The sequence below is a fragment of the Acidisoma sp. PAMC 29798 genome, assembly GCF_030252425.1.
Lineage (GTDB): Bacteria > Pseudomonadota > Alphaproteobacteria > Acetobacterales > Acetobacteraceae > Acidisoma > Acidisoma cladoniae.
The window spans coordinates 3,913,391-3,935,947 of record NZ_CP126994.1 but is presented as its reverse complement, the minus strand read 5'-3'; the positions used below and the strand labels follow the sequence as shown (position 1 = coordinate 3,935,947).

Here is a 22,557-nt window from a genome sequence, read left to right as displayed (position 1 = left end):
TGTCAGGTGCATCCCGTCTTAGCCGGCCATACCTTTAAATAAGAATTTTTGTGATTTGTTCTTATTGTGGCTATGCTAGTTCTAACAAGGGGTGCTTATCATGGCCACGATGACGGTCTCTCTGCCTGATCCCATGAAAGATTGGATCGAGGCCCAGATCAAGCAGGGCGGATACGCCAGCGCGAGCGATTACGTGCGTGATCTTGTGCGCCGCGACCGCGCCCGGCGGGAACAGGAGTTTACCCTTGAGGAGCTACGTCAAAAACTGGCCACATCGAGGGAAAGCGGCGTCAGCGACCGAACAGTTGATGACATCTTTGCCGAGGCGCGGGAAATCGCCAAGGCGCACGGTCTGATGCATGAATGAATATAGGCTCACCACAGATGCCGATGCCGACCTGCTGGATTTGTTTTTACACGGGCTTGAGACCTCTGGGGGGCGTTGTCAGGTTGTTGATAGAAGCTTGAGTTTCGGTACAGAGATTTGCCTAGTCATCTGAATGAAGGGGTGCGGGTCACATCCTGCCAGACACGAAACGCGGCGTTTCGGAGGGAGCGGTATTCATCGGCTGGGATAAGATGGCGGCTAAGTTGAAAGTGATTATGGATGCGGCTATGGGCGGATAGGAAGCGCTGTGCCTGCCGTATCGACTTGAAACGCTGCATCTGCCGTTCTTGTCGTCGCGTCGGCTGGTGCGATACTTCCGCCCTGTTGTTGAGATAGCATCCCCGTGGGCCGATGTCCCCACCCAGTGACGATCTCAATCTCTCACCCAAGCATCGACTTGAGGAGCACCTCAAAGCGAAGCGACCATCAGGTGCGGGCGACATCGCCCGAACGTTTGCGCCGCAACAGCGTGAGTAGCAATTTCAAGAACGGGTCCATTACGTTCACGTCTCGGCTGACGACCGAGAAGGCAGCGCAGAAGGCATAGCGCGCCTCATCGATTTCCCACAGCAAGTGGTTCTTCACATGCGGCAAAGTAACATGTCTGGGAAGAAAACCGATATACTTGCCTGAAAGGATAAGCAGGGTCGCGGCCTCAATCGTTCGTGCAAAGACATGAGGTTTGAATCTTTGCAGATTAGCAAAGCTGGGATAATCCAAGGCGACAAGGGGCAGGTTACACACCTCCTCGTCCGACAGTGCATCCGACGGCCGCCCGAATAGCGGGTTGCCGAGACCGCAGAAAAGCGATTCCGATTCATCATAGAGTTTTTCGTAAAGCAGTCCCGGCCGTTCGGCCGGAAAGGGTCCAACAATGACATCGAGTTCGCCCTGCAAGAGCGAAAGTTCGAGATCAGGCGGTGAGCCGACGCTTAAATCGATGACTACCAAAGGCTTTAGACTTGAAAACTCGCGAAGAACGTCGGGCAGGCGAAGCATGGTCTCGGTCGCGAGGCCGTCGACAACGCCGATATTGAGCGTCCCTTCGGCGCGACCCGCAATATCCGATACCTGGTTCCGAAACGCCTCCAACTGGCCGAAAAGGGTTCGAGCCGCCTTGTAAAGGCTATCCCCCTGCTCGGTCAGCTTGAACCCGCTGCGCCCGCGGAGGCACACGGTGCAGCCGAGCCGGTATTCCAGGTCCTTGATATGCTCGCTCAAGGTCGAAGGTGAAATGTTGAGACGCGCTTGAGCGCCGACGTATCCGCCTTCTTCAACCACCGCGATGAAGACGCGCAACAGCCTGATGTCGAAATCGGCCAGTGCATTCAGGCGACTCAGTTTCGCGCGATCTGCCATCGGTTCAACACTCAGCCGCTCGGACCTATGACTGCTTCTCATCGGGGCGTCTGCCTCAATCCATTGGGGCAACGGCCAGCAGCCGCTTGACGAGATCGACGTCACTGGAAGCTGCGAAACTCGGTTCAACGAAGATATGGTCAGTTCGTATTAGTGCCGCCCGGCCTTGTCAAACAGCCGCCCCCCGCACGAAGCGTTGTCAGACGTGCGGCCCTAGACATTTTCATCATCGAAAACCGCGAACCACCCTTCGCCGATTGCCGAAACAAAAACGAGCCGCGGTATGCCACGCTGTAAGCCTACCCCAAGCGGACATTCTAGGAGATCACGTCGATGCGTTCCTTACTCGCACTCTGTCTGGGCGCCTCCGCTCTGGTGGCTTTGGCCCTGTCGCACGCCGCTCAGGCCGCGGATGCCGGTGTGCTGCATATGTTCAACTATACAGACTACACATCACCCGACATGATCAAGAAGTTCACCGCCGAGACCGGTATCAAGGTCACGATCGATACCTATGATTCGAACGAGACGCTGCTCGCCAAGATGAAGGCAGGCAATGGAGGTTACGATATCGTAGTGCCACAAAATGATTTCGTACCGATCCTGATCGCGCAGAAGCTGATCCAGCCGGTGGATGTTACGGATATGGCGAACTTCCATAACCTGGAGCCGCGCTGGCAACATCGCGTCTGGGATCCGAAGGCGCAATATACCGTGCCGTGGCAGTGGGGCACGACATCCTTCGTCTATGACACCAAAGTCTATCCCGGTCCGGTCGATAGCTTCGCAACCTTCTTCAATCCGCCAACGATTTTCAGGGGCCAGGTCGGCCAGCTCGGCTCACCGAGCGAAGTCATCAATATGGCACTGATCTATCTGCATAAGCCCTATTGCAACGAGGACCCGGCGACGCTGAAGCAAGTTCTGGCCTTGCTGGAAGTGCAGAAGCCCTTCGTGAAGGTCTACAACTCCGACGGCATCTCCGATCGTATGGTGTCGGGTGAGACGACGATGCATGCGGTGTGGTCCGGCGATGCCGAGCGCGCCCGCGTGCAGAAGTCAACGCTACGCTATGTCTATGCCAAGGAAGGCGGCCCCGGCTGGATGGACAATCTCGCCGTCGCCGTTGGCGCGCCAGATTTGGAGAACGCCAAGACGTTCCTCAACTTCATGATGGACCCGAAGAACGCCGCCCTGGAGACGAGCTACACGGGCTATCAGAACGGCGTCGCCGGCTCGGGCCAATTCCTCGACCCGAAGCTCGGCACCTCGCCGGAGTTCAACCCGCCGGCGGATTACAAGATTTACTTTAACCACGCCTGTCCAGCCAAGGCCACCAAGGACTATGATCGCATCTGGACGCTGCTGCGAAAGTAGTCGCTTCGGGCGGATCGACCCCTCGGAATAGCCCGCGGCCCAATACGCGCCTTCCTTTTTGATTCGACACGTCTTGAGGTATGCCATGAACCGCTCGCCCGAGGATGTCGCCACGTCGGATGCTGACTGGCTGCATGAATCGGTTCATGGCAATTACGCAGAAAAGGCGCCGTCGGACTCGGCCGGGCCTGCAAAGATATGGGCCTATACCGATAAGATTTCCTACTCGCCTGGCGATAATATTCGGATTGCCGTCAACACGAACGTCGAGCACTATTCAATAGAAGTCTTTCGCGACGGCATTCTTCGCCATATCGTTTATGAGGCCTCAGGGTTGCCGGGCCGCTGGTCGCCCACACCGGATGATTGCTCGGCATCCGGGTGTCAGTGGCCCGTCTCCGTAACCGTTGCGGTTGCAAATGGGTGGTCCTCCGGCGGCTATGTGGTGCGGGTCTCGGCCATGCGTGCGGAGGAGATTGCCGCCTATGAGCATCTGTTCATTCTAAGACCCGACAAGAGCACGCATGATCCCACGCGTTTGCTGCTGATAGCCGCGACGAATACCTGGACCGCTTACAATGACTGGGGCGGGTCGAACCATTATCAGGGCTATTGCGGCCCAAACCGCGATTGCTTCTCTCCAAGGCTCAGCGTTCTACGCCCTTACGCCCGAGGCTTTGTCAGCCTGCCGGAAGACGCACCGCGCGCTGTGCTCACGGATACGCCGGCGCCTATGACCGAGCCGCGTTATCCACATATGGAATGGGCCTACACGCACGGTTACAGCAAGAAATACGTGTCGGCGGGTTGGGCAAGTTTTGAGCGCCATTTCGTGCTTTGGGCAGAAGCCGAAGGCTATGGGATCGACGTGATTTCACAAACCGATTTGCACCTTGATGCCGATGTCCTAGCCAATCACCGTTGCGTCATCATGGTCGGGCACGACGAGTATTGGTCTTGGGAAATGCGCGACGCCATCGATCGGTTCGTCTCGGATGGAGGCAAGGTCGCTCGTTTTGCGGGTAATTTCATGTGGCAAATACGCCTGGAAAGTTCTGGTGCAACGCAAGTCTGCTACAAATACACGGCTGTCGACGAGGATCCATTGATGCAAAGCGGCCCTCGCCATTTGGTTACGGAAGCCTGGGAGGCAAAAGAGATCAACCGACCCGGATCGGCCACTTTCGGTCTCAACGCAACGCAGGGCATGTATGCCAGCTGGTCCGGATGTTCTCCAAGAGGGGCCAAGGGCTTCCCAGTTTATCGGCCCGAGCATTGGGCATTCGCGGATACGGGGCTGTATTACGGCGATATCTTGGGGCGTGACAGTGCCATATTCGGCTACGAGGTGGATGGCATCGGCTACGAGATTCGAGGCGGCTTGCCCTTCGTGATGCCGGCGGACACCATACCCGACGGTTTGGAAATCCTGGCCCTTGGCCTGTCATCAACGATTGAAGAGGGGCCCACGATCATTCCCGGTCGTTCATTCCTGGGGCGTGAGGATGCGGCGTATATAGCCGCGATTCTCGCAGGCAATTCCGATGACGAGAGTATCGAAAAAACCAAGCGAGGATGCGGCGCGATCGTCACCTTCACGCGGGGAAAGGGTGAGGTCTTTCACGCGGGTAGTTCGGATTGGATCATGGGCCTGTCGCGGAACGATCCTATGGTCATAAAAGTGACGAACAATGTTCTTCGTCGGTTTCTGTCTGCTTAGGCGGTTGTCGCCTATGAAGCCGCTTCGGCAATGACCAAGGCAACATTATTCCGATGCACAGGCTCGTAGGCATCGATATAGGTCAGCGTGCCGGCCGCGAGATCCTCTGCGACGAACTCTGAAAGACTGAGGGCGGCGAGGGCCGGTTCTGTCCGGCAGCGCTGCAACCGCTCGATATAGCGGGCAGTCGCCGCGATCAGCGCAGGCGGATAGCCGCCTTGCGCCATCACCGTCGGGTCGCCGTGATTGAGCAGGATGGCGGAGATCGGCCAGGACGCCATCAGACGCAATCCGTCTAGATGCTCCGCCAGACGCTCCGGCTCGGCCACGTAGGTCACCGTGTCCTCCAAAGTATCGCCTGCGAGCAGAAGGCCGGTTTCGGGCATGAACAGCACCGTGCCATCATGGCTGTGGCAATCGACATGGCGCAGTTCGACGGCGATCTGACCCACGGTCAGCGACAGTCGGTCTTCATACAGCTGGGTCGGCATGATGATCGGAAAGATCGGCGGCTCACCCTCCTCCAGCGCCGCCCGATTGTCCTCCAGGGCGCGCGCCGTCAACGCGTGGGCGATAATGGCGCAATCCGCGAAGGCTGCGTTGCCAGCGACATGATCGGTATGCCAGTGGCTCATCACGACACGCATCCGCGTGACGCCCATCCCTTCGAGATGACGACGCACCAACGTCGCATGCGTGATCGACATATGCGTGTCGTAGACCAGCGCCTCATCACCATCGACGATCGCGAAGCTGCTGGTTCCGAGGCCATAGGCCCAGTCCAACCAGGTGGGTGATTCCGCAGGCAGCGTATCGCCCGCAACCCTGCCGTCATAGAAAGCCAGAACATGCGGCGCCGGGCTGAAAATACGCATGGTCTCGCCATGGCGCGCAGGATGGTGGGCGGACATCGTCTTTGCGCCTTTGATTGCGGAGGAGACCAGGCGCCTCCCCTCCCATAGACATGAACACGCCCCCGCCTTGACCTCAAGCCGGGGCTGGCGGTTCTCATCGTCGAAACCGCGAACACGCCTTCGCCCATTGCCGAAAGAACATCGGGCCAGGATGTGCCACAGCGGGCCTCGGATGGCGCGACGTCGTGCCGATATAACGCGGACAGGTACATGCACATCGCCTTGGATACGACCAAAGACGCGCGGCCATCTCTGGTCAGCAACGAATACTCGCGCCTGATCGAGGTCGCGCTCTGCAAGCCGACCCATTATGATTGGGCAGCGGAGAACGCGATCGTCGCCGCTTCAAAGGCGGCTGGCGCGTCTGCGGATCGTGCGGCAGCGGAGGTCCAGCATGCTGGGATGGTTCAGGCTTTGGAGCAGGCCGGCGTCGCCATCCATTATCTGGAGGCCGATCCTTATTTGCCTATGCAAACCTTCGCGCGTGACAGCGCCGTGATGACACCCTGGGGGCTTCTCGTGTGCCAGATGGCGCGTCGGGAGCGTCGTGGTGAGTGGGTTGCCGGGGAACGCCTCGCCGCGACGCTGGATCTTCCGATCTGGCAACGCGTGACGGCAGCGCCGGTTGAGGGAGGGGACATCCAGGTCATGAGGCCGGGCGAGATTCTCGTCGGCGTCAACGAGGTTCGCACATACAGGAAAGGGGCTGAGCAGGTCGCCCACTGGGTTGCAGAAATGGGTTGGACCGCGAAACTCATGAGGGTGCCGGCGCATTTTCTTCACCTCGACGTCCTGTTCACCGCCCTGACCGACAAGCTCGCGCTCTGCGCCACCGATATTTTGGAGGCGGAGGACGTTGCCTGGCTACGCGAGCGGTTCGAGCTGATCTCAGTCGGCTACAGCGATGTCATGCGAATGGGCTGCAATGTGACGGCACTCGGCGACGGCCGCGTGCTGTCGGCCGCACAGAATGGAACGCTCAACGCCAAGATGCGCGCTCACGGGCTGGATGTAATGGCACCGGATCTGGAGCAGTTCGTGCTCGAGGGTGGCTCGACGCATTGCCTGACCATGCCGCTGCGGAGGGCCGCGTGACCCCTTCGACCACGATCGTCGGTGCGCGCTTGCCCAAGGTCGCCTACGGCAAAGGCGGCCACATCTACGATGTCGACGGAAAATGCTATGTTGACGGGTCTGGCGGTCCCGCAGTTTACAGCCTGGGCTACGGGAATGAGGAGGTGATCGAGGCGATCCATCGGCAGCTCACGCGGGTGATGCATGGCTATCGCTATACCTTCACCAGCGATCCGCTCGAAGAACTGACCGCGCTCATCGCCGCGCAATGCGGTGCCGATCTCGATGAGATGGTCTTCGTGTCGGGGGGCTCGGAGGCCGTTGAGTCCGCCATGAAGATCGCATTGCAATACCACTCCGGTCGCGACGAGAAGACTCGCCGGCGTTTCATTTCGCGGCAGCGGTCCTGGCATGGCAATACATTGGGGGCACTGTCCATCTCCGGTTTCGAGGAGCGGCGCGACGCCTATGAGGGGGCGCTGCTGCCGTCTTGTCTACTAGCGCCGGTCAACGCCTATCGGCCGCCGGCAGGCCTGACGTCGTCCGACGTCGCGGCTTTCTGCGCCGGCGAGTTGGAGCAGGCGATCCTGCAGATCGGCGCTGCGCACGTCGCGGCCTTCGTGTTTGAACCTGTCGTCGGTGCGGCGGGCGGCGTGGTGCCGGCCCCCCAAGGGTATGCCGCGCGGGTGCGCGAGATTTGCGATCGGCACGGCGTTCTGATGATCGCCGACGAGGTGATGTGCGGCAGTGGGCGAACGGGCCCGTTTCGCGCCCTCGCTCACGATGGCGTTGTCCCGGACATCATGGCGATCGCCAAAGGGCTGGGCGGGGGATATCTGCCGCTGGGCGCCGCGGTCTACCGCCGACCGATCGGGGAGGTTCTGCGCCAGCGATACGGCGGGCCGCAGACCGGGCACACCTTCACCGGCCACACCACGGCCTGCGCCGCCGGCGTCGCCGTGCAAACGATCATGCGGCGGGAGGGACTGTTCGATCATGTCAGGGTGAATAGCGAAAGGCTGTTCGGCCTGCTGAGGGCGGCGCTCGGCGGAATAGACGCCGTCGGCGACATTCGCGGCCGTGGTTACTTCGCCGGCATCGAGCTGGTGGCGGATCGCGATACCAAGATGCCCTTCGATCCGGCGCATAAGCTCTTCTCGCGGGTGCGGCAGAGGAGCCTGCATAATGGCCTAATCTGCTATCCGTCCGGTGGCAATGTCGACGGTGTGGCTGGCGATACGATCATTATCGCCCCTCGATACAACGCGCCGGATACGGAGCTCACGGAAATTGCCGAGAAATTGGCGATTTCGATCAAAGAAGCCCTTGTCGAAATCGGAGCTGCTTAACGTGGCAGCCCGCACGACAATCATCACCTGCGCCATCACCGGCTCGATCCACACGCCGAGCATGTCGCCCTATTTGCCCTACCGCGAGGAGGATATCATCGCGCAATCCATCGCCGCAGCCTTGGCCGGCGCATCGGTGCTCCATCTGCATGTCCGCGATCCCGAGACCGGCCAACCGAGCGCCGATCCCACGCTCTTCGCGCGTGTCGTCGCGCGGATCCGGGCCGGCTGCGATGCGGTGATCAGCGTAACGACGGGCGGTAGCGCGCAGATGAGCCTCGACGAACGGCTAGCGGCGCCTCTTGCGATCTGTCCCGATCTATGCTCGCTCAATCTCGGCTCGATGAATTTTGGCCTGTTTCCGATGGCCGAAAAGGCCCGCGACTGGCAATTCGATTGGGAAAAACCGTTCCTCGAACGCTCAAAGGACGCCATCTTCCGCAATACCTTTGCCGACATGGAGCGGATCATCGGGTTGCTCGGCGAGCGCTGCGGAACGCGGTTTGAATTCGAAGCCTATGACAGCGGGCAGCTCTATAATCTCGCCTATATGCTCGATAAGAAGATCGTGACCGGCACGCCGTTCGTGCAGTTCGTCATGGGAATCCTGGGCGGGATTGGCGCAAGCGTCGAGAACCTCGTCTTCATGAAGGACACGGCAACCCGGCTGTTTGGCGACGCCATCGAATGGTCCGTCCTTCCGGCGGGAAGAGCCCAGATGCGGCTTTGCACCGTCGCGGCGGTCATGGGCGGCAATGTGCGGGTCGGGCTTGAGGATAATCTCTGGTCCGGGCCGGGCGCATTGTCGACATCGAACGCGGAGCAGGTCGAAGCGATACAGCAGCTGCTCGGCACCCTGTTCCTCGAAACGGCATCGCCTGACCAAGTCCGGCAGCGTCTTGAACTCAAACGAGGATGAACGCCATCAAACGCCTTCAGGCGATGCGTGACGGACGAGCGCCGCTGCCGCCCCTCTACGATACGCTTGGCCTCTCCGTGACATCGGCGACCTCCGGGATCGTTGGACTGGCCCTGCGTCCCTCGGAACGGCTCGGAAACCCCTATGGGAAGGTGGGCGGCGGCGCCTTGGCGACAGCGCTGGATACCGCCGCCGCCTGGGCCTGCGACACCGTGTGTGGCGCCGACAAGATCTGCACGACGGTCGAGTTCAAGACCAATTTCTTGAGGCCAGTTCTGCCCCACGACGACATCCTGAATGTCATCGCCGCGGTCATCCAATGCGGATCGCGGATCATGGTGGCGGAAGCACGTATGTCCACTGCAGGCGGTGACCTTGTCGCGATTGCGATCGTGACATGCCTGGTGATCGACCGCCCTGGCGCCCCGCATTTTCCTCACGACCCACACCACGAAGCCCGGACCCGAGACGAGCGAGCACAGTGAGCATCCGAGTTCGGCGTTCAATATTTTCTCGATTCCAAACGGCGAAGGGCTCCCGATCTCCGCGACTGTGAGCAGCTCGTCAAGAGGCGCGCATATCCAATGGATCGCGCTTGACATCAAGTGTGCTGCTCCGATTTTTTTGATAAAATCCGGGACGGCACTTGATTATCTTTTTGAAGGCGGCGCTAAAAGCGCTTTCGGACCCATATCCTACCGTGCTTGCTATCTCTGCAATACTGGACCTTCCTTCTTGGAGAAGATCACAGGCAATCTGCATACGCCAATTTGTGAGATAATCGATTGGTGAAACCCCAACGAGCATCTTGAAATTGAGAGCGAAGCCGGCTCGGGACATTCCTGATGTCATGGCCAATGTCTCTAGTGACCAGTCCATCCTGTAATGGACGTGAATGGCTTCCATAGCTTTGGATAGTTTTGGATGTGACAAGGCAACCAGCCAATTCTTGTCTCTATGGGTCAAGGCAAGATATAGCCGTAAGGTCTGCAAAAAAATGATCGGTGCCAGATAGCCCATCATCAGGGAGTAACCCGTGCTCCGACCCTGGAATTCTGCGACGAATCTCTCCAAGCTCCAACGCAGGACCGCAGCCTGATCCAAATGTGCAGGTATGTGAATAATTGCGGGCAGAGATTTCAAAATGATATTTGAGAAGTGGCCCTCAAATCTGAACATAGTCCCAATCGAAATTACGTCTCCACCGCCGTTATAAACGGCGACGCCGTTATCCCCTCTGCTATGAGCCAGCAATTGAGAAGAAATCTTCTTTTTGGCCTTTAGATCCTTGGCGAGGACGAAGCTTCGGCTCCCTGAGATGAGGAAGCAGTCGCCCGTCTTTAGATGATAATGCTGCTCCTCCCCTTCGATGGCGAGCCAGCATTCGCCTTTCGTAATGACCTTGAAGCTCAGAGCGTCGGTCGGAGGAAACTCGATCGCCCATGCACCGCCGGCATCAAACGCGCCAGTGGCGAACGCTTCCAGCTTAAGGCGCGACAAGACGACGGACAGAACGTCGCTTGCGGATGCTAAACCAATCCACATGATTGAGACGCCCTAGCATAAAATATCGATTAACGCGCATTTTAAAACGAGACTCTGGCTAGCATTCTAGACCCCGAAAGAATCCAGGGTAGGGGACCGATCATGCGCGTGTTTATCACCGGAGCCACCGGTTGGGTTGGGTCAGTTCTGGTCAAAGAATTGGTCGAGGCAGGCCACGAAGTCGTGGGACTCGTGCGCTCAGAGGACAAGTCGCGAATTCTGTCGGCTTTAGGAGGTGAGCCACTACTGGGTTCGCTCAGCGATATCGATATTCTCAAGAAGGGGGCTGAGGAAACGGACGCAGTCATTCACACTGCCTTTGGCCGGGGCCTCGGGCAACCTACCGCTTTTGCAGAAGCGGCGAGGGAAGATCGCCAGGCCATCGAGACATTCGCCGACGCTTTCCAAGGATCTGACCGACCTATCCTTGTCACGGGCGGGATCGGGGTCACGGGCGGGATCGGCGTGCCGCCTCATGGGCAGGTATTTACAGAGGAAACTTCTCCCGCTCCCATTAATCCTGCGTTTCCACGCGCTTCGGAGCAGGCGGCAGCGGCCTTGGCGGATCGCGGTTTACGCGCGGCTACTGTGCGCCTACCGCGCTCCGTGCATGGTGCGGGAGAGGCCCATGGCTTTGTCCCCCAACTGATGGCGCTGGCGCGTCGAAAGGGAGTGTCTGGCTATATCGGCGGAGGCGAGAACCTTTGGCCGTCCATTCATAGGCTCGACGCAGCGCGGGTATATCGTCTCGCCCTTGAGTCCGGCGGCAATGGCGGTCCCTTTCTTGCGGTCGCCGAAGAAGGGGTTGCATTCAGGCGCATCGCCGAAGCCATTGGCCGCCGCCTCAATCTCCCAACAGTGTCCATAGCGCCTGATGATGCAGCCGAGCATTTCGGCCCCTTGGCGATGCCTGTCCGTGGTAACGGACCTGTTTCCAACCTGCGAACCAAGGAGCGCCTCGGATGGACGCCTCGAGAGCTCGATCTTATCGCGGACATTGACCAGAACTACTCTGTTCTGTGATTGCCTGCAGCAATGGATGTTCTCCTTGGGCAAGGTGTAGTCCAAAGCTCTTAAACATCCTCTTCCCTTGGGCGTGCGGCTCGCCCAACAAGGGAAAGGAATAAATAGTGAGTTCATACAGCGAAGCGGCAGGCTCCGGAAAGCTGAAAACAGGCCTGCTGACCTCCTGTATCATCGTCGCCCCCCTTGCTGCTTAGCGCCCCGACGTGCTTTGGCGAAGACTCGGTCGGTGGCCATGAACCGGTCGATCATTGGCACGATTAGCTTGGCGTAGTCGGTTATGCGGTCTGGCGGAGCAGATGACGACCGGGATCAAGGAAATGCATAAGCGTATCGAGCAGGGGAGCGACAAAGGGAAACCCACGCTACGGCGGATACTGGCGACGCATGAGGCGGTGCAGGATGGGAGCGGCATGCGGGGTGGTGAACTAGCCACTTGACCACCCCGCTATGGAGGCTACGCAGGGGGCCGCTATGCTTCCCTCGACGTTTACGACAATGGTCCATCTTCACCCATCGTCTCCACGAACAACGCCATGTTCTGCCGGCGCCGGTCCACAACCAGGCGGGTTACGTCGGGCCGGGCGTAATGCCCGGCTTGATCGAAGTTCTGCCGCTCGCGCCGCACCTCGCGGTGGTCCAAAGTCGCAACGATCAGGTGCTCCCTTCCCGTGACCGGCTCGACCACCCACTTCCCGTCCGGCCCGGCAATACACGACCCGCCATCGGCCAACACGTCCGGGCACCGCTCCAGCATGGCAGCTGCCGGGCTGCCTGGCGGCACATCCTCGCGCCGCATCAGCCCGGACACTGCCAGCACGTAGCTCCGCCCCTCTCTTGCCAGGAAGCGAGTGGTGTCGACGGTGTTGCGGAGGCTGCCCGGCCACAATGCTACATGCAGGTCCTCGCCCTGCGCATAAAGGGCGGCCCGCGACAGCGGCATCCAGTTCTCGTAACAGTTTAAGCCGCCCACAGTGAACGGGCCGACAGGATGAACCTGCAGCCCGTGCCCGTCACCTGGTGCCCAGCTCAGCCGCTCTTCATAGGTCGGCAGCAGCTTGCGGTGGACCGAGCCGACCTTGCCATCGGCGCCGATATGGATGCGGGAGCAGTAAAGGCTGTGTCCACCACGGTCCGCGGGGCGCTCAATGGTGCCCAGCATGACGGCGATGCCGAGCCGGGCGGCGGCCGCGCACACGCCATCCAGGTGCCCCGCCTCCACCTGGACGGATTGATCGAGGTAGTGGGCGTGTATGTCCTTCTGCAAGCTGGACTCAAAACGCGCGCCATCCGTGTGCTCGAGCCAGAACGGGTAACCTGGTACGAGCGCTTCGCCAAACGCCACGAAGCCGCAGCCCGCCGCGGCGGCCTGTTCGATCCAGTCCAGCACTTTTGCGAGCGTGGCGTCGCGGTCGAGCCACACCGGGGCGATCTGGGCCAGGCCCACTGTTAGCTTGTCCCTCGTTCCTGTCGGCATGGCCTTGTCTCTCCATCGTGAATGGCTTGCCGCGGGATAAAAGATGGATCAGCATCGGTCCAATTAATCGTAGTGATGGATATCTATCGTGTTTCCTAATGTTAGTCTGGTGCAGCTCCGGTGCTTCCGTTCCGTCGCCGAGCAGAACGGTTTCACCGCTGCCGCCGGCCAGCTTTGCATGTCGCAGTCCGCCGTTAGCCAAGCCGTCGCGCTACTGGAAAGAACCCTGAATACGCGGCTTCTGGTGCGTGGGCGGGACGGTACAAGCCTGACCGCCGTGGGCGTGGCGGCGCTGGCCGAAGTGCGGGCGGTACTGGCTGCCGTCGAGCGGCTCGCGGCCTGCACGAGGGACAGCAGGAGCCTGACCGGGACACTTCGCATCGGCGTTGTGCAGAGCGCGGCTGTGCGGCTGCTACCCAGTTGGCTGCAGCGGTTGCGTGCCGAGCATCCCGGCATAGGGGTCACGCTCTACGAGGGCACTGATCCGGAGATCATGGGTTGGGTGCTTGCCGGCGTCGTCGAAGTCGGCGTCACAAGCCTTACCCACGCCGACTTGGTGGCGCGAACCGTGTTCGAGGACGACTACGTGGCCGTGGTGCCCGACGGGCACGCCCTGGCAGGGCAGGCAAGCGTCGGTCTGCGACAGCTCGACGGCCAGCGCATGTTGCTATCGGCGGGCGGGTGCGAAACGCTGATCGAGGAGCTGCTGGCCGCTGCGGCGAGCCATCCGGAGATCGTGTGCCTCGTGCGGGACAACGCGACCCTGGTGAGCATGGTGCGTGAGGGGCTTGGACTGACGATCATGCCGGAGCTTGCCGTGCCAATGGACCGAAGCGGGCTGGAGGTCCTGCGGCTGCGGCCACGGCTGCGCCGCACGTTGCACCTGCTTACCAGGCCGCTGGACGCGCTCGGGCCCGTTGCCATGGCGTTCACAAGCCTAGCCATAGGCGCGGACTGCCCAAACTGACGGGATGCGCGGTCATCTTTCGCCGGCACATCAGCTTTCGGGTGTGCACAGCCAACACCCCATATGACCGAGTTTAGGCGCACAGCCGACTATCCACATCGAAGCAAATCTTTGAAATAGCTCTACGTCTTCTCCATTGTTCATCCGTGGAATCCCTTCGACTACGAGGCCGAGGATGTTGTCCTCTATGCAATGGGATTTTTGCATGAGTCCTAAAACCTGGAACAAACGGTATCGACCCAAGATGGCCATGCAGCCGTTGCATAGGTCCTCTCGATAGCGGATATTTTGGCGAAAAATCAGTGAATGTGAATTTCTGAAGTGCCCTCGGCGTCAAGTGCTTTGGCAAAGAATGCCGCGGCCATCGTGGCAGTTTGGCGATGGACCGCCGCCCGATCTACTCCAGTTGCATCCTCGCAAATGGTTGCAAGATGACTCGTCTCAGCAAGCGAACAAGAATCCAGAAAAGTGATGATGGCGATCTGGCGCCGCGGCAAACCGGATGCGCTGCTCCACCACTCGGACCAGGGAAGCCAATATAGCAGTGAGAAGTTTCAGAAGCGGCTGGCGGATCATGGGGTCATCTGTAGTATGAGCCGATCCGGGAGTGTCTGGGACAACGCGGCAATGGAGAGCTTCTTCTCTTCACTGAAAACCGAACGGACAGCTCGCAAGGTGTATCGCACCCGGGACCAGGCCAGGGCCGACGTGTTCGACTACATTGAGCGGTTCTATAACCCGCGCCAACGCCACTCCACCATCGGGTATCTCAGCCCTATGGAGTTCGAGCGGATCAAAGCGTCAGCTTGAGCTGCATGTCCACGAAACCGGCAGCAGCTCACAGAACAGTCAATGTCGGAGAGGTGCTGAACGCGATCGTCTATGTACTCTCGACAGGATGCCAGTGGAACGCCCTTCCGTCCGACCTGCCGCCTCGGAGCACGACTTGGCACTATCTCGACCTGTGGGATTGGGACGGCACGATCGAGCGCATTCACGAGGCTCTCTACGTTCAGAGCCGAGAGAGCGCCGGTCGAGAGCCCAGTCCGACGACAGCTATCATCGACGCACAGAGCGCCAAGGGCGCCGTAGAAGGGGGCGTTCGCTTGATCCCTGCGGTTATGATGCGGGCAAGAAAATTCTCGGGCGCAAGCGGCACATCCTTGTCGACACGCTTGGACTGCTCCTGAACGTGGATGACCATGCGGCGAGTATCCAGGATCGCGATGGCGTGGAGACGCTGTTACGGCAGGCTCGACGGCGCTTTCCGGTTCATACAGCGCGTCATCGGTGACGGTGGCTACCAGGAGCCAAAGATGGCGGCGATGGTGACACGCACAGGCGCCTAGACCTCGGAGATCGTGAAGCGATCCGACCAGCACCGCTTCGTGGTGTTGCCGAAGCGCTGGATCGTCGAGCGAACCTTGGCGTGGATCAGTCGAAACCAGCGCTTATCGCGAGACTACGATTGCCATGCACGCAAGGCCGCAGCCTTCATCATGCGTTGATACTTCTCGGATGGGCTCTTAGTCGCTCTGCCGCTCGACCAGGGTAAGCGGCCACAACTCGCCGACCGAGTCTGCGCTACCTCCCAGCCGGGCGAGCAGAAGTTCCGCGAGGCGTCGCCCAAGCGCTACGGTGTCCAGGCTGAAACAGGTTAAGGCCGGAACGAGGAATTCCGTCATGGGCGTGTCGTGCACGCCGCCAATGACGGCGACGTCCTGACCGCAGCGCAGGCCGAGCTCCGCCAGGCGTCGGTAAATCCCGACGGCCATGCCGCTGTCGATGGTGAGAATGGCAGTGGGATGCGGCGTGGCGTGGAGAAGCTGCGTCGCGATGGCATAACCACCTGCCGGCGTCACCTCTCCCTCTGCCACGAGTGCCTTGTCAAACGAAAGGCCGGCGGCTTTCAGCGCCCGACGGTAGCCTGCGAGAAAGAAGCGTTTTTGCATGAGCGTATCGGCCGGTATTCCGATTGCGATCTGTGTGTGCCCGGATTCGATGAAGCGCGCGGTTGCAATCTCTGCCGCCCGCTCGAAATCGAGATCGATCCAGGGATGGGCGCCCCCCGAACGACTGCGACCGAGGGCCACGAAGGGGAGGCCGACCTCAGCCAGATAGTCGAGCCGCGGGTCCTTGGTCCGCGTCCAGGGCAAGATCAGCGCGTCGACCTGGCGGCGCTGGATGATACGCCGCAACCGGGCGAGTGGGTCCCGGGTCGCGCCTGGTTGGTCCGGCATGATGACGAGGTCGTAGTCTCCCGCGCTCAAAACCTGCTGTGTGCCATCAAAGAGGGAGAGGAAGAAGGGTTCGCCATAGGCCTCACGCCCCTCTGGAATTTCCCAGAGCAGGCCGACATTGTGCGTGGCGCCCTTGCGCAGACTGCGGCCCGATTGCTGTGGCACATAGCCAATGGCATGCGCTGCTTCGATAACCCGCTGCCGCGTCTCGGGATTGACGTCCGGCCGGTCGTTCAATGCGCGCGATACGGTGCCGATGGAGATACCAAGTCGCGCCGCGAGGTCGCGGATCCCGGATGCCCCCTGTCCAGACAGAGGGAGGGGGAGAGGATGCGACGTCTTCATGCCTGGCACGATGGAACCTTAGCTTTGTATTGACTTCCCGACCACCCGGATCCTATCGTCGTAAACGTTTACGGACCAGTCTCCGCCGAGGGTAGAAGAGATGGCCAAACGCCGAGGGGAACGTCAGGATGACTGTGCGCGCGGTTCTGGCCGGGTGCGGCGCCATGAGCGCCGGATGGATTGAGGCGGCTCAGGCCATTCCCGATCTGTCCATTGCAGGTTTCGCCGATCTCGACCCAGCCCGGGCCGAAGCCGCGGCAGCACGCTGGGGGCGACGCGCACAGATCGGCACGGATGCGGCCGCCATGGTCGATGCGCTGCGCCCCGACATCCTTTTCGACGTGGCAGTGCCTGCCGCGCGCCATGCGCTCGTCTCCCACGCCCTTGCCCGCGGGTGCCATGTTCTCACCGAAAAGCCGATGGCGGAGACGATGGAGCAGGCGGCCGACCTGCTGCTCCGGGCGCAGGCGGCGGGCCGCATTCATGCCGTGATCCAGAACCGCCGCTACATCGCGCCCATCCGGCGCATTCGCAGGTTTTTGGCGTCCGGCGTGCTCGGCCCCGTTACCTGCCTGCATTGCGACTTCTTTCTCGGCCCCCATTTCGGCGGCTTTCGGGAGGTCATGCGCCATGTCCTGCTGCTTGATATGGCAATCCATACCTTCGACGCGGCGCGATGCATGTCCGGCCTCGACGCGGAAGCCGTCTATTGCAGGGAATGGACTCCGCCGGGGTCCTGGTTCGACCATGAGCCCGCCGCCGCCGCCATCTTCGAGCTCACAGGGGGCGCTGTCTTTACCTATCGGGGCTCCTGGGTCGCGCAAGGTCTGGCCACGAGCTGGGAAAGCGCCTGGCGAATCCTGGGCACCCACGGCAGCCTGGTCTGGGACGGGCATGAGGATATCCGCGCGGAGATCGTGGGTCGGCCCCGGTCGCATCTGTTCGACACCGCCCAGCCCCTGGAAATACCGCCTCTCGCGACGGGGGATCTGATCGGGGGCCATCTCGGGGTGATGCGTGATTTTGTCGCGGCCGTGCGTGGCGGCCCAGCCCCCGAGACCCGGGGCGAGGACAATATAAAGAGTTTCGCCATGGTCATGGCCGCGATCCGCAGCGCGGAAAGCGGCACCCGCGTGGCGGTCAGGGTCTGAACAAAAGGGACAGGTGATGGATCTGCGCATCGGCACGATGGTGAAATGCAATACGGGGGATGTCGGCGCCTATGTGCGCCAAATTCTGCCCTATGGTTTCGAGAGTCTCCAACCCTTCTTCTGGCAGAGCCTGAATGGCGCGGATCTGCCGCGCCTCGCGGGTGAGATATGGGAGGCGATCGGGGATCGGGACGTCACGATCTCAACACTCGGTATGTTCGGCAATCCGCTGGAGGATGGACCGCTTGACCGTGAAACGCTGGAAGGATGGAAGACCCTTATCGATCATGCCCATCTCTTTAGCGCCACCACCATCGCGGGCTTCACAGGTCGCATCCGGGGCCGCCCGATCGAAGAAAGCCTGCCGCGCTACAAGGACGTCTGGGGGGATCTCGCGCGTCGTGCTGCGGATCGCGGGCTTCGCATCGCATTCGAAAATTGCGCCATGGACGGAAACTGGGCCTCCGGCGACTGGAACATCGCCCATAACCCCGATGCCTGGGAGCTGATGTTCAACGCCTTGCCGGATGAAACGATCGGACTTGAATGGGAGCCCTGCCATCAGATGGTCTATCTGATCGATCCCATGCCGCAGATCCGCAAATGGGCGCCGCGCATCTTCCACGTCCATGGCAAGGACGCGACAATCCGGTGGGAGGTCATCCGCGAACATGGCGTCTTCGGCAAGCACCCCTTCGTTTTCATGCGCACGCCGGGCTTTGGCGACTCGAATTGGACCGATGTCATCTCGGAACTTCGGCTTGCCGGTTACAGCGGATCGATCGACATCGAGGGCTGGCACGATCCCGTTTATCGCGATGCGTTGGAGATGACAGGACAAGTGGCTGGCCTTCGCTATCTCCAGGAATGCCGCGGCGGTGCCGTCATTCCCAATCCAGCCTGACGTCAAGCGCCCTTAAGAGGCGTTCGCGTTCAACGATGCTGAAAAGGAGGAAGTTATGTCTCGCCTGAAATGCCTCGGCGCCGGCCTCGCCTGCGCGGTTGCCTTCGGCTTTGCCGCCGCTCCCCACGCGGAAGCGGCGCACGTCACTCTCAATGTCTGGACCGTCGATCTCGAGAACCAGTACATGTTCCCGCTGGCGAAGCAGTTCGAGACACTGCATCCTGACATCACCGTGCGCGTCAAGCATGTGCAGTTTCAGGACATCAATAACGACCTTGCCCGCGCCGGCATCACCGGCATCGTTCCGGATGTCAGCTACATCGACAATCCCTATGTCGATCTTTTCCGCTCTCGGGGCATGCTGCTCGACCTCGCACCCATGATCGCCCAGTCCAAGGTTATCGACCTTGCGAAATTCTACCCTGCCCCGCTTGCCGCCGTTCAATATGGCGACAAGATTTACGGCATTCCGCGCGGCGCCAATACGCTGGCGCTCTACTACAATGCCGACATGTTCAAGGCGGCCGGGCTTGACCCGAACAAGCCTCCGCAAACATGGGCGGAGTTTTACGCCGATGCCAAGAGGCTCACCGATCCCGCTAAGCAAGTCTATGGCCTTGCCTTCTCGGCCGTCGCTTCCGAGGAAGGAACATTCCAGTTCCTGCCGTGGATTCAGATGGCCGGCGGGGATTACAATCGGCTCGATACACCAGACGATGTGAAGGCCCTGCAATTCTGGCAGAGACTGATGGACGACAAACTCGCCTCCCCTGATACGCTGGTGCGCGGCCAATATGATTCGACCGCGACTTTCAATGCCGGCGATGCCGCGATGGCGATTTCCGGCCCGTGGGAATTGCCGCGCATGGCGAAGGACGCGAAGTTCGATGTCCGCGTGGCGCTACTGCCCACCATGACGGCAGGCGGCCCGCATGTCTCCGCCCTGGGTGAAGGCGACAATGTCATCTTGGCCAAATCGGCCCATCCGAAAGAAGCCTTTGCGCTGCTCGAATTCCTCAACAGCCAGATGCCGAAGGTGTGGAACAAGTCAGGCTTCCTGCCCGTGGAGAAAGTGACCGTCGATCATCCGAACTGGCCGACGGAATATGCGCTCTTCCTACAGGCGCTACAGACCGCGCGAGTGCGTGGGCCCAGCCCACATTGGGCCGACATCTCCCAGGCGATTCAGACCGCAATCCAAGCCGCGCTGACCCATCAGGCAACTGCGGCGCAGGCGCTTGCCACCGCGCAGCAGGCGGTGGATGCGGCGGCCAGCGAATAGGCGCCGTGCGGAAGGGCCGGTCATGGGCCGGATGATGGCGCGCTTTCGGGATGGCGGAAGCTTCGAGGTGGCGATGGTCGCGCTGGCACTCGCCTATCTCTTCGTCTTCGCAACCGTGCCGATGCTCTACACCATGCTCATGTCGGTGCAGAAGATCGACATGTTCACCCTCGGCTCGCTGGCGCGCCCCTTCGTGGGCCTGCGCAACTATGCCCATGTGCTCGCCATGCCGGTCGCCTGGCGGGTGGCGACGAATACGGCGATCTTCGTCTTCCTCTCGGTTTTCTTCCAGCTCGTGATCGGCCTGGCATTGGCCATCTACTTCCGGCAGAGCTTTCCCGGGGCCGCGACGCTACGGGGCCTGTTTCTCGCGGGATGGGTGATGCCGGCTCTTGTCGTCGGCGCCATTTGGCGGTGGCTGCTGGCGGGGGATTTCGGCGTCGTCAACTATCTGCTGAATTCCCTCGGCCTGATCAAAGGGCATATCTTCTGGATCTCGGATCCGCATGTCGCCCTTTACTCGCTCGTCATCGCGAATGTCTGGCTCGGCATTCCCTTCAACATGCTTCTGCTCTCGGTGGGCCTCGCCGCCATTCCAGAGGATGTCTACGAAGCCGCGGCCTTGGATGGCGCGGGCCCGATCCAACGCTTTCTGTTCGTCACCGTGCCGATGATGCGGGCCACGCTCGGCGCCGTGCTTTCGCTCAGCATCATCTTCACGCTCCAGCAATATGATCTTGTCGCGGCGCTCACGCAGGGCGGCCCGTCCAACGCGTCCAACGTGGCGCAATACTGGTCCTGGCAGCTCTCGTTCGAGACCTATGACATCGCGGGCGGCAGCGTAGTCGCCGTGCTCATGATCCTGGTCGTGATCCTGGTCGCCATTCTCTACGTCGGTTCCACCCGGTTCGAACAGCAGGCGTGAGCACGGTGAAACGCTGGCTTCTTCTCGGCTTTGGCCTTGTCATCACGGGTATCTACCTGTTTCCGCTCTACTGGATGTATGTGAGCGCGCTGAAATCGAGCGAGGATCTCTTCGCCTATCCGCCGCGCTTCCTGCCGCACCATATTGTCTGGACCGTCGGTCATGTCTTCGTGCAGCACGAAATGGCGACCTATCTCACCAATTCTCTCATCATCGCGGGCGGGGTCACTCTCATTTGCATTGTGCTCGGCACGGGCTGCGCGCGGGTGCTGGCGCGCTACCGCAACCGATGGGTGGACGTCGCACTCTTCGCCATCCTGATGATGCAGGTTTTGCCGTCCTCGCTCATGGTGACGCCGCTCTTCGTCGGCTTCAGCGAAGCGGGCCTGCTGCACACGCCACGCCTCGCCGTGATCCTCGCCCAGGTCGCGAAGGTAATGCCATTCTACATCGTTCTGACGCGCGCGAATCTCGGCCAGATCCCGGTTGAGCTGGAACAGGCCGCGATGGTGGATGGCGCATCCCGCATCGGCGCCTTCTTCCGCATCATCCTGCCGCTGGCGCGCAACGGTATCCTGGTGACCGGGATTCTCGTTTTCCTTCAGAGCTTCGGTGAATACGTTTATGCGCGTTCGATGATCTCCGAGGATGACCTGCAGACGGCGACAGTCGGCCTTGCGGCCTTCCTCGGTCCTAATACCAGCGATTGGAATGGGTTGATGACCTACTCGGCGATCTATGTGACGCCGATCCTTATCGTCTTCGTGCTGCTGCAGCGCCGTATCGTAAGCGGGCTGACGGCGGGGGCGTTGAAATGATTGCATAAATGAAGTCGCATGCATGACACGTTGTGTAGATCATGCGGACACGGCTCCGATCGATCGTCCCGATAATCGGCCGGTCGCGGCCGGCGGCGATGGCGATTATTGGCGAAGGCGGAGCCAAACTTCAGACACCATCGGCCGGATGCTCCCGTATGAGACGATAACCCCATTAGAGGGCGGTCGTGCTCGATCGATCGAGCGCAGACAACAGGGGAAAGCAAGCGTCCTGTAAACATAAGTCGATATTTCTTTGTAAGATTTGGCCCAAGGAGGGCCATGTACATCAGATGTCGAAGTTGTTAACACAGTGCGCGTCGCTGCCGGTATTTGGACTCGGGGCTGCGGGTGCTCCACTGGCCTTCGGCGGCCTGTGAGAGGGCTGGCAATCGCCGGAGTGGTGTGGTCGTGCGCACCTTCGCGATCATCGAGGGAGCCCGATCCGACGACTGTGACCGAAGCGCCATGGTGCTTTCTCAACGGCCCGGCCGCGACACGATCCCTGAGCACAGCGCAGGATGCGGCCGTGCCACTGGCTATCGGGGGGCGTCGGCCTGCCCTCCGGCAGGAGCAAGATTAGAAGCTTTCCGAGCCACTAATCTCGTCCGCAGCGCATACCTGCGCCATCGTGACTTCGCGATCGCCACATTTCACCCACGTAGTCAGCGCTGCGGCGACGTCACTGACTATCGAAAATCGTCGGCCCCTAGGGGCGCAGGGTCTTGTCAAAGGCACCCTGACCTCACCGCTAAATCGCCGGCTCTCAAGCGGGGCTCC

The 22,557-nt window shown here is 60.5% G+C and carries 22 protein-coding genes and 2 pseudogenes; 17 read left to right on the top strand and 7 right to left on the bottom strand.

The features are described from left to right. Positions 1-100: 100 nt before the first annotated feature. On the top strand, positions 101-367 hold the full coding sequence (locus QP803_RS18910; RefSeq protein WP_284945031.1) for a type II toxin-antitoxin system ParD family antitoxin: 267 nt from the start codon (positions 101-103) through the stop codon (positions 365-367). 125 nt (positions 368-492) lie between these two features. Here QP803_RS18910 and QP803_RS24185 read toward each other — a convergent pair whose 3' ends face one another. Both QP803_RS24185 and QP803_RS18900 read right to left on the bottom strand, forming a co-directional pair. Then, a complete protein-coding gene (locus tag QP803_RS24185; protein WP_434082868.1) occupies positions 493-831 on the bottom strand; it encodes a DDE-type integrase/transposase/recombinase in 339 nt (112 codons plus the stop codon). Next, entirely contained in the window at positions 815-1,747 is a 933-nt protein-coding gene (locus QP803_RS18900) for a LysR family transcriptional regulator (protein ID WP_284945030.1), read from the bottom strand. The genes QP803_RS24185 and QP803_RS18900 overlap by 17 nt, the downstream gene beginning before the upstream one ends. 333 nt (positions 1,748-2,080) lie before the next feature. Between QP803_RS18900 and QP803_RS18895 the strand changes: the two genes are divergently transcribed. Together QP803_RS18895 and QP803_RS18890 are read left to right on the top strand one after the other, a co-directional pair. Continuing rightward, on the top strand, positions 2,081-3,124 hold the full coding sequence (locus tag QP803_RS18895; protein WP_284945029.1) for an extracellular solute-binding protein: 1,044 nt from the start codon (positions 2,081-2,083) through the stop codon (positions 3,122-3,124). A gap of 85 nt (positions 3,125-3,209) precedes the next feature. Then, on the top strand, positions 3,210-4,844 hold the full coding sequence (locus tag QP803_RS18890) for a N,N-dimethylformamidase beta subunit family domain-containing protein (RefSeq protein WP_284945028.1): 1,635 nt from the start codon (positions 3,210-3,212) through the stop codon (positions 4,842-4,844). Between the two features lie 11 nt (positions 4,845-4,855). Here the strand turns inward: QP803_RS18890 and QP803_RS18885 are convergent, their stop codons facing one another. After that, entirely contained in the window at positions 4,856-5,755 is a 900-nt protein-coding gene (locus QP803_RS18885; protein ID WP_284945027.1) for an MBL fold metallo-hydrolase, read from the bottom strand. A 213-nt stretch (positions 5,756-5,968) separates the two neighbouring features. Here QP803_RS18885 and QP803_RS18880 point away from each other — a divergent pair, with 213 nt between their 5' ends. Genes QP803_RS18880 through QP803_RS18865 form a run of 4 tightly spaced genes read left to right on the top strand, consistent with a single transcriptional unit; the run spans position 5,969 to position 9,585 of the window. Beyond that, entirely contained in the window at positions 5,969-6,853 is an 885-nt protein-coding gene (locus QP803_RS18880) for a dimethylarginine dimethylaminohydrolase family protein (protein WP_284945026.1), read from the top strand. Next, complete coding sequence (locus QP803_RS18875) at positions 6,850-8,181, top strand: aminotransferase class III-fold pyridoxal phosphate-dependent enzyme (protein WP_284945024.1); 1,332 nt, start codon at positions 6,850-6,852, stop codon at positions 8,179-8,181. The genes QP803_RS18880 and QP803_RS18875 overlap by 4 nt, the downstream gene beginning before the upstream one ends. 1 nt (position 8,182) lies before the next feature. Continuing rightward, the gene (gene kce, locus QP803_RS18870) at positions 8,183-9,100 is read left to right on the top strand and encodes a 3,5-dioxohexanoate:acetyl-CoA acetone transferase (RefSeq protein WP_284945023.1); all 918 of its coding nucleotides are present in this window, start codon (positions 8,183-8,185) and stop codon (positions 9,098-9,100) included. After that, positions 9,097-9,585 carry a PaaI family thioesterase gene (locus tag QP803_RS18865; protein ID WP_284945022.1) on the top strand — a complete coding sequence of 163 codons (489 nt, stop codon included), beginning with the start codon at positions 9,097-9,099 and terminating at the stop codon, positions 9,583-9,585. Before kce ends, QP803_RS18865 begins: the two co-directional genes overlap by 4 nt. 79 nt (positions 9,586-9,664) lie before the next feature. On the opposite strand, the gene QP803_RS18860 is transcribed toward QP803_RS18865, so the two are convergent. Continuing rightward, the gene (locus QP803_RS18860) at positions 9,665-10,645 is read right to left on the bottom strand and encodes an AraC family transcriptional regulator (RefSeq protein ID WP_284945021.1); all 981 of its coding nucleotides are present in this window, start codon (positions 10,643-10,645) and stop codon (positions 9,665-9,667) included. Between the two features lie 102 nt (positions 10,646-10,747). On the opposite strand from QP803_RS18860, the gene QP803_RS18855 reads away from it, so the two are divergent. Beyond that, positions 10,748-11,668: an SDR family oxidoreductase gene (locus QP803_RS18855; RefSeq protein WP_284945020.1), complete on the top strand. Its 921-nt coding sequence runs from the start codon at positions 10,748-10,750 to the stop codon at positions 11,666-11,668. 171 nt (positions 11,669-11,839) lie between these two features. Here the strand turns inward: QP803_RS18855 and QP803_RS18850 are convergent, their stop codons facing one another. Further along, a complete protein-coding gene (locus QP803_RS18850; protein WP_284947959.1) occupies positions 11,840-11,950 on the bottom strand; it encodes a DUF2274 domain-containing protein in 111 nt (36 codons plus the stop codon). A gap of 208 nt (positions 11,951-12,158) precedes the next feature. Further along, the gene (locus tag QP803_RS18845) at positions 12,159-13,145 is read right to left on the bottom strand and encodes a carbon-nitrogen hydrolase family protein (protein WP_284945019.1); all 987 of its coding nucleotides are present in this window, start codon (positions 13,143-13,145) and stop codon (positions 12,159-12,161) included. 88 nt (positions 13,146-13,233) lie between these two features. Between QP803_RS18845 and QP803_RS18840 the strand changes: the two genes are divergently transcribed. The 4 genes and pseudogenes from QP803_RS18840 (at position 13,234) to QP803_RS24060 (ending at position 15,406) form a co-directional block, all read left to right on the top strand. After that, a complete protein-coding gene (locus QP803_RS18840; protein ID WP_284945018.1) occupies positions 13,234-14,112 on the top strand; it encodes a LysR family transcriptional regulator in 879 nt (292 codons plus the stop codon). Between the two features lie 468 nt (positions 14,113-14,580). Further along, positions 14,581-14,922, top strand: a pseudogene (locus QP803_RS18835) (IS3 family transposase); the annotation flags it as partial. A 5-nt stretch (positions 14,923-14,927) separates the two neighbouring features. After that, positions 14,928-15,098: pseudogene (locus tag QP803_RS24065) on the top strand (transposase); the annotation flags it as partial. Beyond that, positions 15,017-15,406, top strand: coding sequence for a transposase (locus QP803_RS24060; RefSeq protein WP_350356041.1), 390 nt, complete (start codon positions 15,017-15,019; stop codon positions 15,404-15,406). The pseudogene QP803_RS24065 and the gene QP803_RS24060, both read left to right, overlap by 82 nt. 232 nt (positions 15,407-15,638) lie before the next feature. Here the strand turns inward: QP803_RS24060 and QP803_RS18830 are convergent, their stop codons facing one another. Further along, a complete protein-coding gene (locus tag QP803_RS18830; RefSeq protein WP_284945017.1) occupies positions 15,639-16,697 on the bottom strand; it encodes a LacI family DNA-binding transcriptional regulator in 1,059 nt (352 codons plus the stop codon). Between the two features lie 128 nt (positions 16,698-16,825). Here QP803_RS18830 and QP803_RS18825 point away from each other — a divergent pair, with 128 nt between their 5' ends. Genes QP803_RS18825 through QP803_RS18805 form a run of 5 tightly spaced genes read left to right on the top strand, consistent with a single transcriptional unit; the run spans position 16,826 to position 21,777 of the window. Then, on the top strand, positions 16,826-17,848 hold the full coding sequence (locus QP803_RS18825; protein WP_284945016.1) for a Gfo/Idh/MocA family protein: 1,023 nt from the start codon (positions 16,826-16,828) through the stop codon (positions 17,846-17,848). Between the two features lie 16 nt (positions 17,849-17,864). Beyond that, on the top strand, positions 17,865-18,752 hold the full coding sequence (locus tag QP803_RS18820) for a sugar phosphate isomerase/epimerase family protein (protein WP_284945015.1): 888 nt from the start codon (positions 17,865-17,867) through the stop codon (positions 18,750-18,752). A gap of 55 nt (positions 18,753-18,807) precedes the next feature. Continuing rightward, on the top strand, positions 18,808-20,034 hold the full coding sequence (locus QP803_RS18815) for an ABC transporter substrate-binding protein (protein ID WP_284945014.1): 1,227 nt from the start codon (positions 18,808-18,810) through the stop codon (positions 20,032-20,034). Continuing rightward, positions 20,015-20,959, top strand: coding sequence for a carbohydrate ABC transporter permease (locus tag QP803_RS18810; RefSeq protein WP_284945013.1), 945 nt, complete (start codon positions 20,015-20,017; stop codon positions 20,957-20,959). Before QP803_RS18815 ends, QP803_RS18810 begins: the two co-directional genes overlap by 20 nt. A gap of 5 nt (positions 20,960-20,964) precedes the next feature. Next, positions 20,965-21,777: a carbohydrate ABC transporter permease gene (locus QP803_RS18805; protein ID WP_284945012.1), complete on the top strand. Its 813-nt coding sequence runs from the start codon at positions 20,965-20,967 to the stop codon at positions 21,775-21,777. Positions 21,778-22,557 lie beyond the last annotated feature (780 nt).

Excerpts from the sequence above, each read along its gene's own strand:
- QP803_RS18825 (WP_284945016.1), top strand. The coding sequence starts at position 16,826 with ATGACTGTGCGCGCGGTTCTGGCCGGGTGCGGCGCCATGAGCGCCGGA.
- QP803_RS24185 (WP_434082868.1), bottom strand. The coding sequence starts at position 831 with ATGTCGCCCGCACCTGATGGTCGCTTCGCTTTGAGGTGCTCCTCAAGT.
- QP803_RS18865 (WP_284945022.1), top strand. The coding sequence starts at position 9,097 with ATGAACGCCATCAAACGCCTTCAGGCGATGCGTGACGGACGAGCGCCG.
- QP803_RS18820 (WP_284945015.1), top strand. The coding sequence starts at position 17,865 with ATGGATCTGCGCATCGGCACGATGGTGAAATGCAATACGGGGGATGTC.
- QP803_RS18910 (WP_284945031.1), top strand. The coding sequence starts at position 101 with ATGGCCACGATGACGGTCTCTCTGCCTGATCCCATGAAAGATTGGATC.
- QP803_RS18885 (WP_284945027.1), bottom strand. The coding sequence starts at position 5,755 with ATGTCCGCCCACCATCCTGCGCGCCATGGCGAGACCATGCGTATTTTC.
- QP803_RS18855 (WP_284945020.1), top strand. The coding sequence starts at position 10,748 with ATGCGCGTGTTTATCACCGGAGCCACCGGTTGGGTTGGGTCAGTTCTG.
- QP803_RS18880 (WP_284945026.1), top strand. The coding sequence starts at position 5,969 with ATGCACATCGCCTTGGATACGACCAAAGACGCGCGGCCATCTCTGGTC.
- QP803_RS18860 (WP_284945021.1), bottom strand. The coding sequence starts at position 10,645 with ATGTGGATTGGTTTAGCATCCGCAAGCGACGTTCTGTCCGTCGTCTTG.
- QP803_RS18900 (WP_284945030.1), bottom strand. The coding sequence starts at position 1,747 with ATGGCAGATCGCGCGAAACTGAGTCGCCTGAATGCACTGGCCGATTTC.
- QP803_RS18830 (WP_284945017.1), bottom strand. The coding sequence starts at position 16,697 with ATGAAGACGTCGCATCCTCTCCCCCTCCCTCTGTCTGGACAGGGGGCA.
- QP803_RS18810 (WP_284945013.1), top strand. The coding sequence starts at position 20,015 with ATGCGGCGGCCAGCGAATAGGCGCCGTGCGGAAGGGCCGGTCATGGGC.
- QP803_RS18895 (WP_284945029.1), top strand. The coding sequence starts at position 2,081 with ATGCGTTCCTTACTCGCACTCTGTCTGGGCGCCTCCGCTCTGGTGGCT.
- QP803_RS18815 (WP_284945014.1), top strand. The coding sequence starts at position 18,808 with ATGTCTCGCCTGAAATGCCTCGGCGCCGGCCTCGCCTGCGCGGTTGCC.
- QP803_RS18845 (WP_284945019.1), bottom strand. The coding sequence starts at position 13,145 with ATGCCGACAGGAACGAGGGACAAGCTAACAGTGGGCCTGGCCCAGATC.
- QP803_RS18890 (WP_284945028.1), top strand. The coding sequence starts at position 3,210 with ATGAACCGCTCGCCCGAGGATGTCGCCACGTCGGATGCTGACTGGCTG.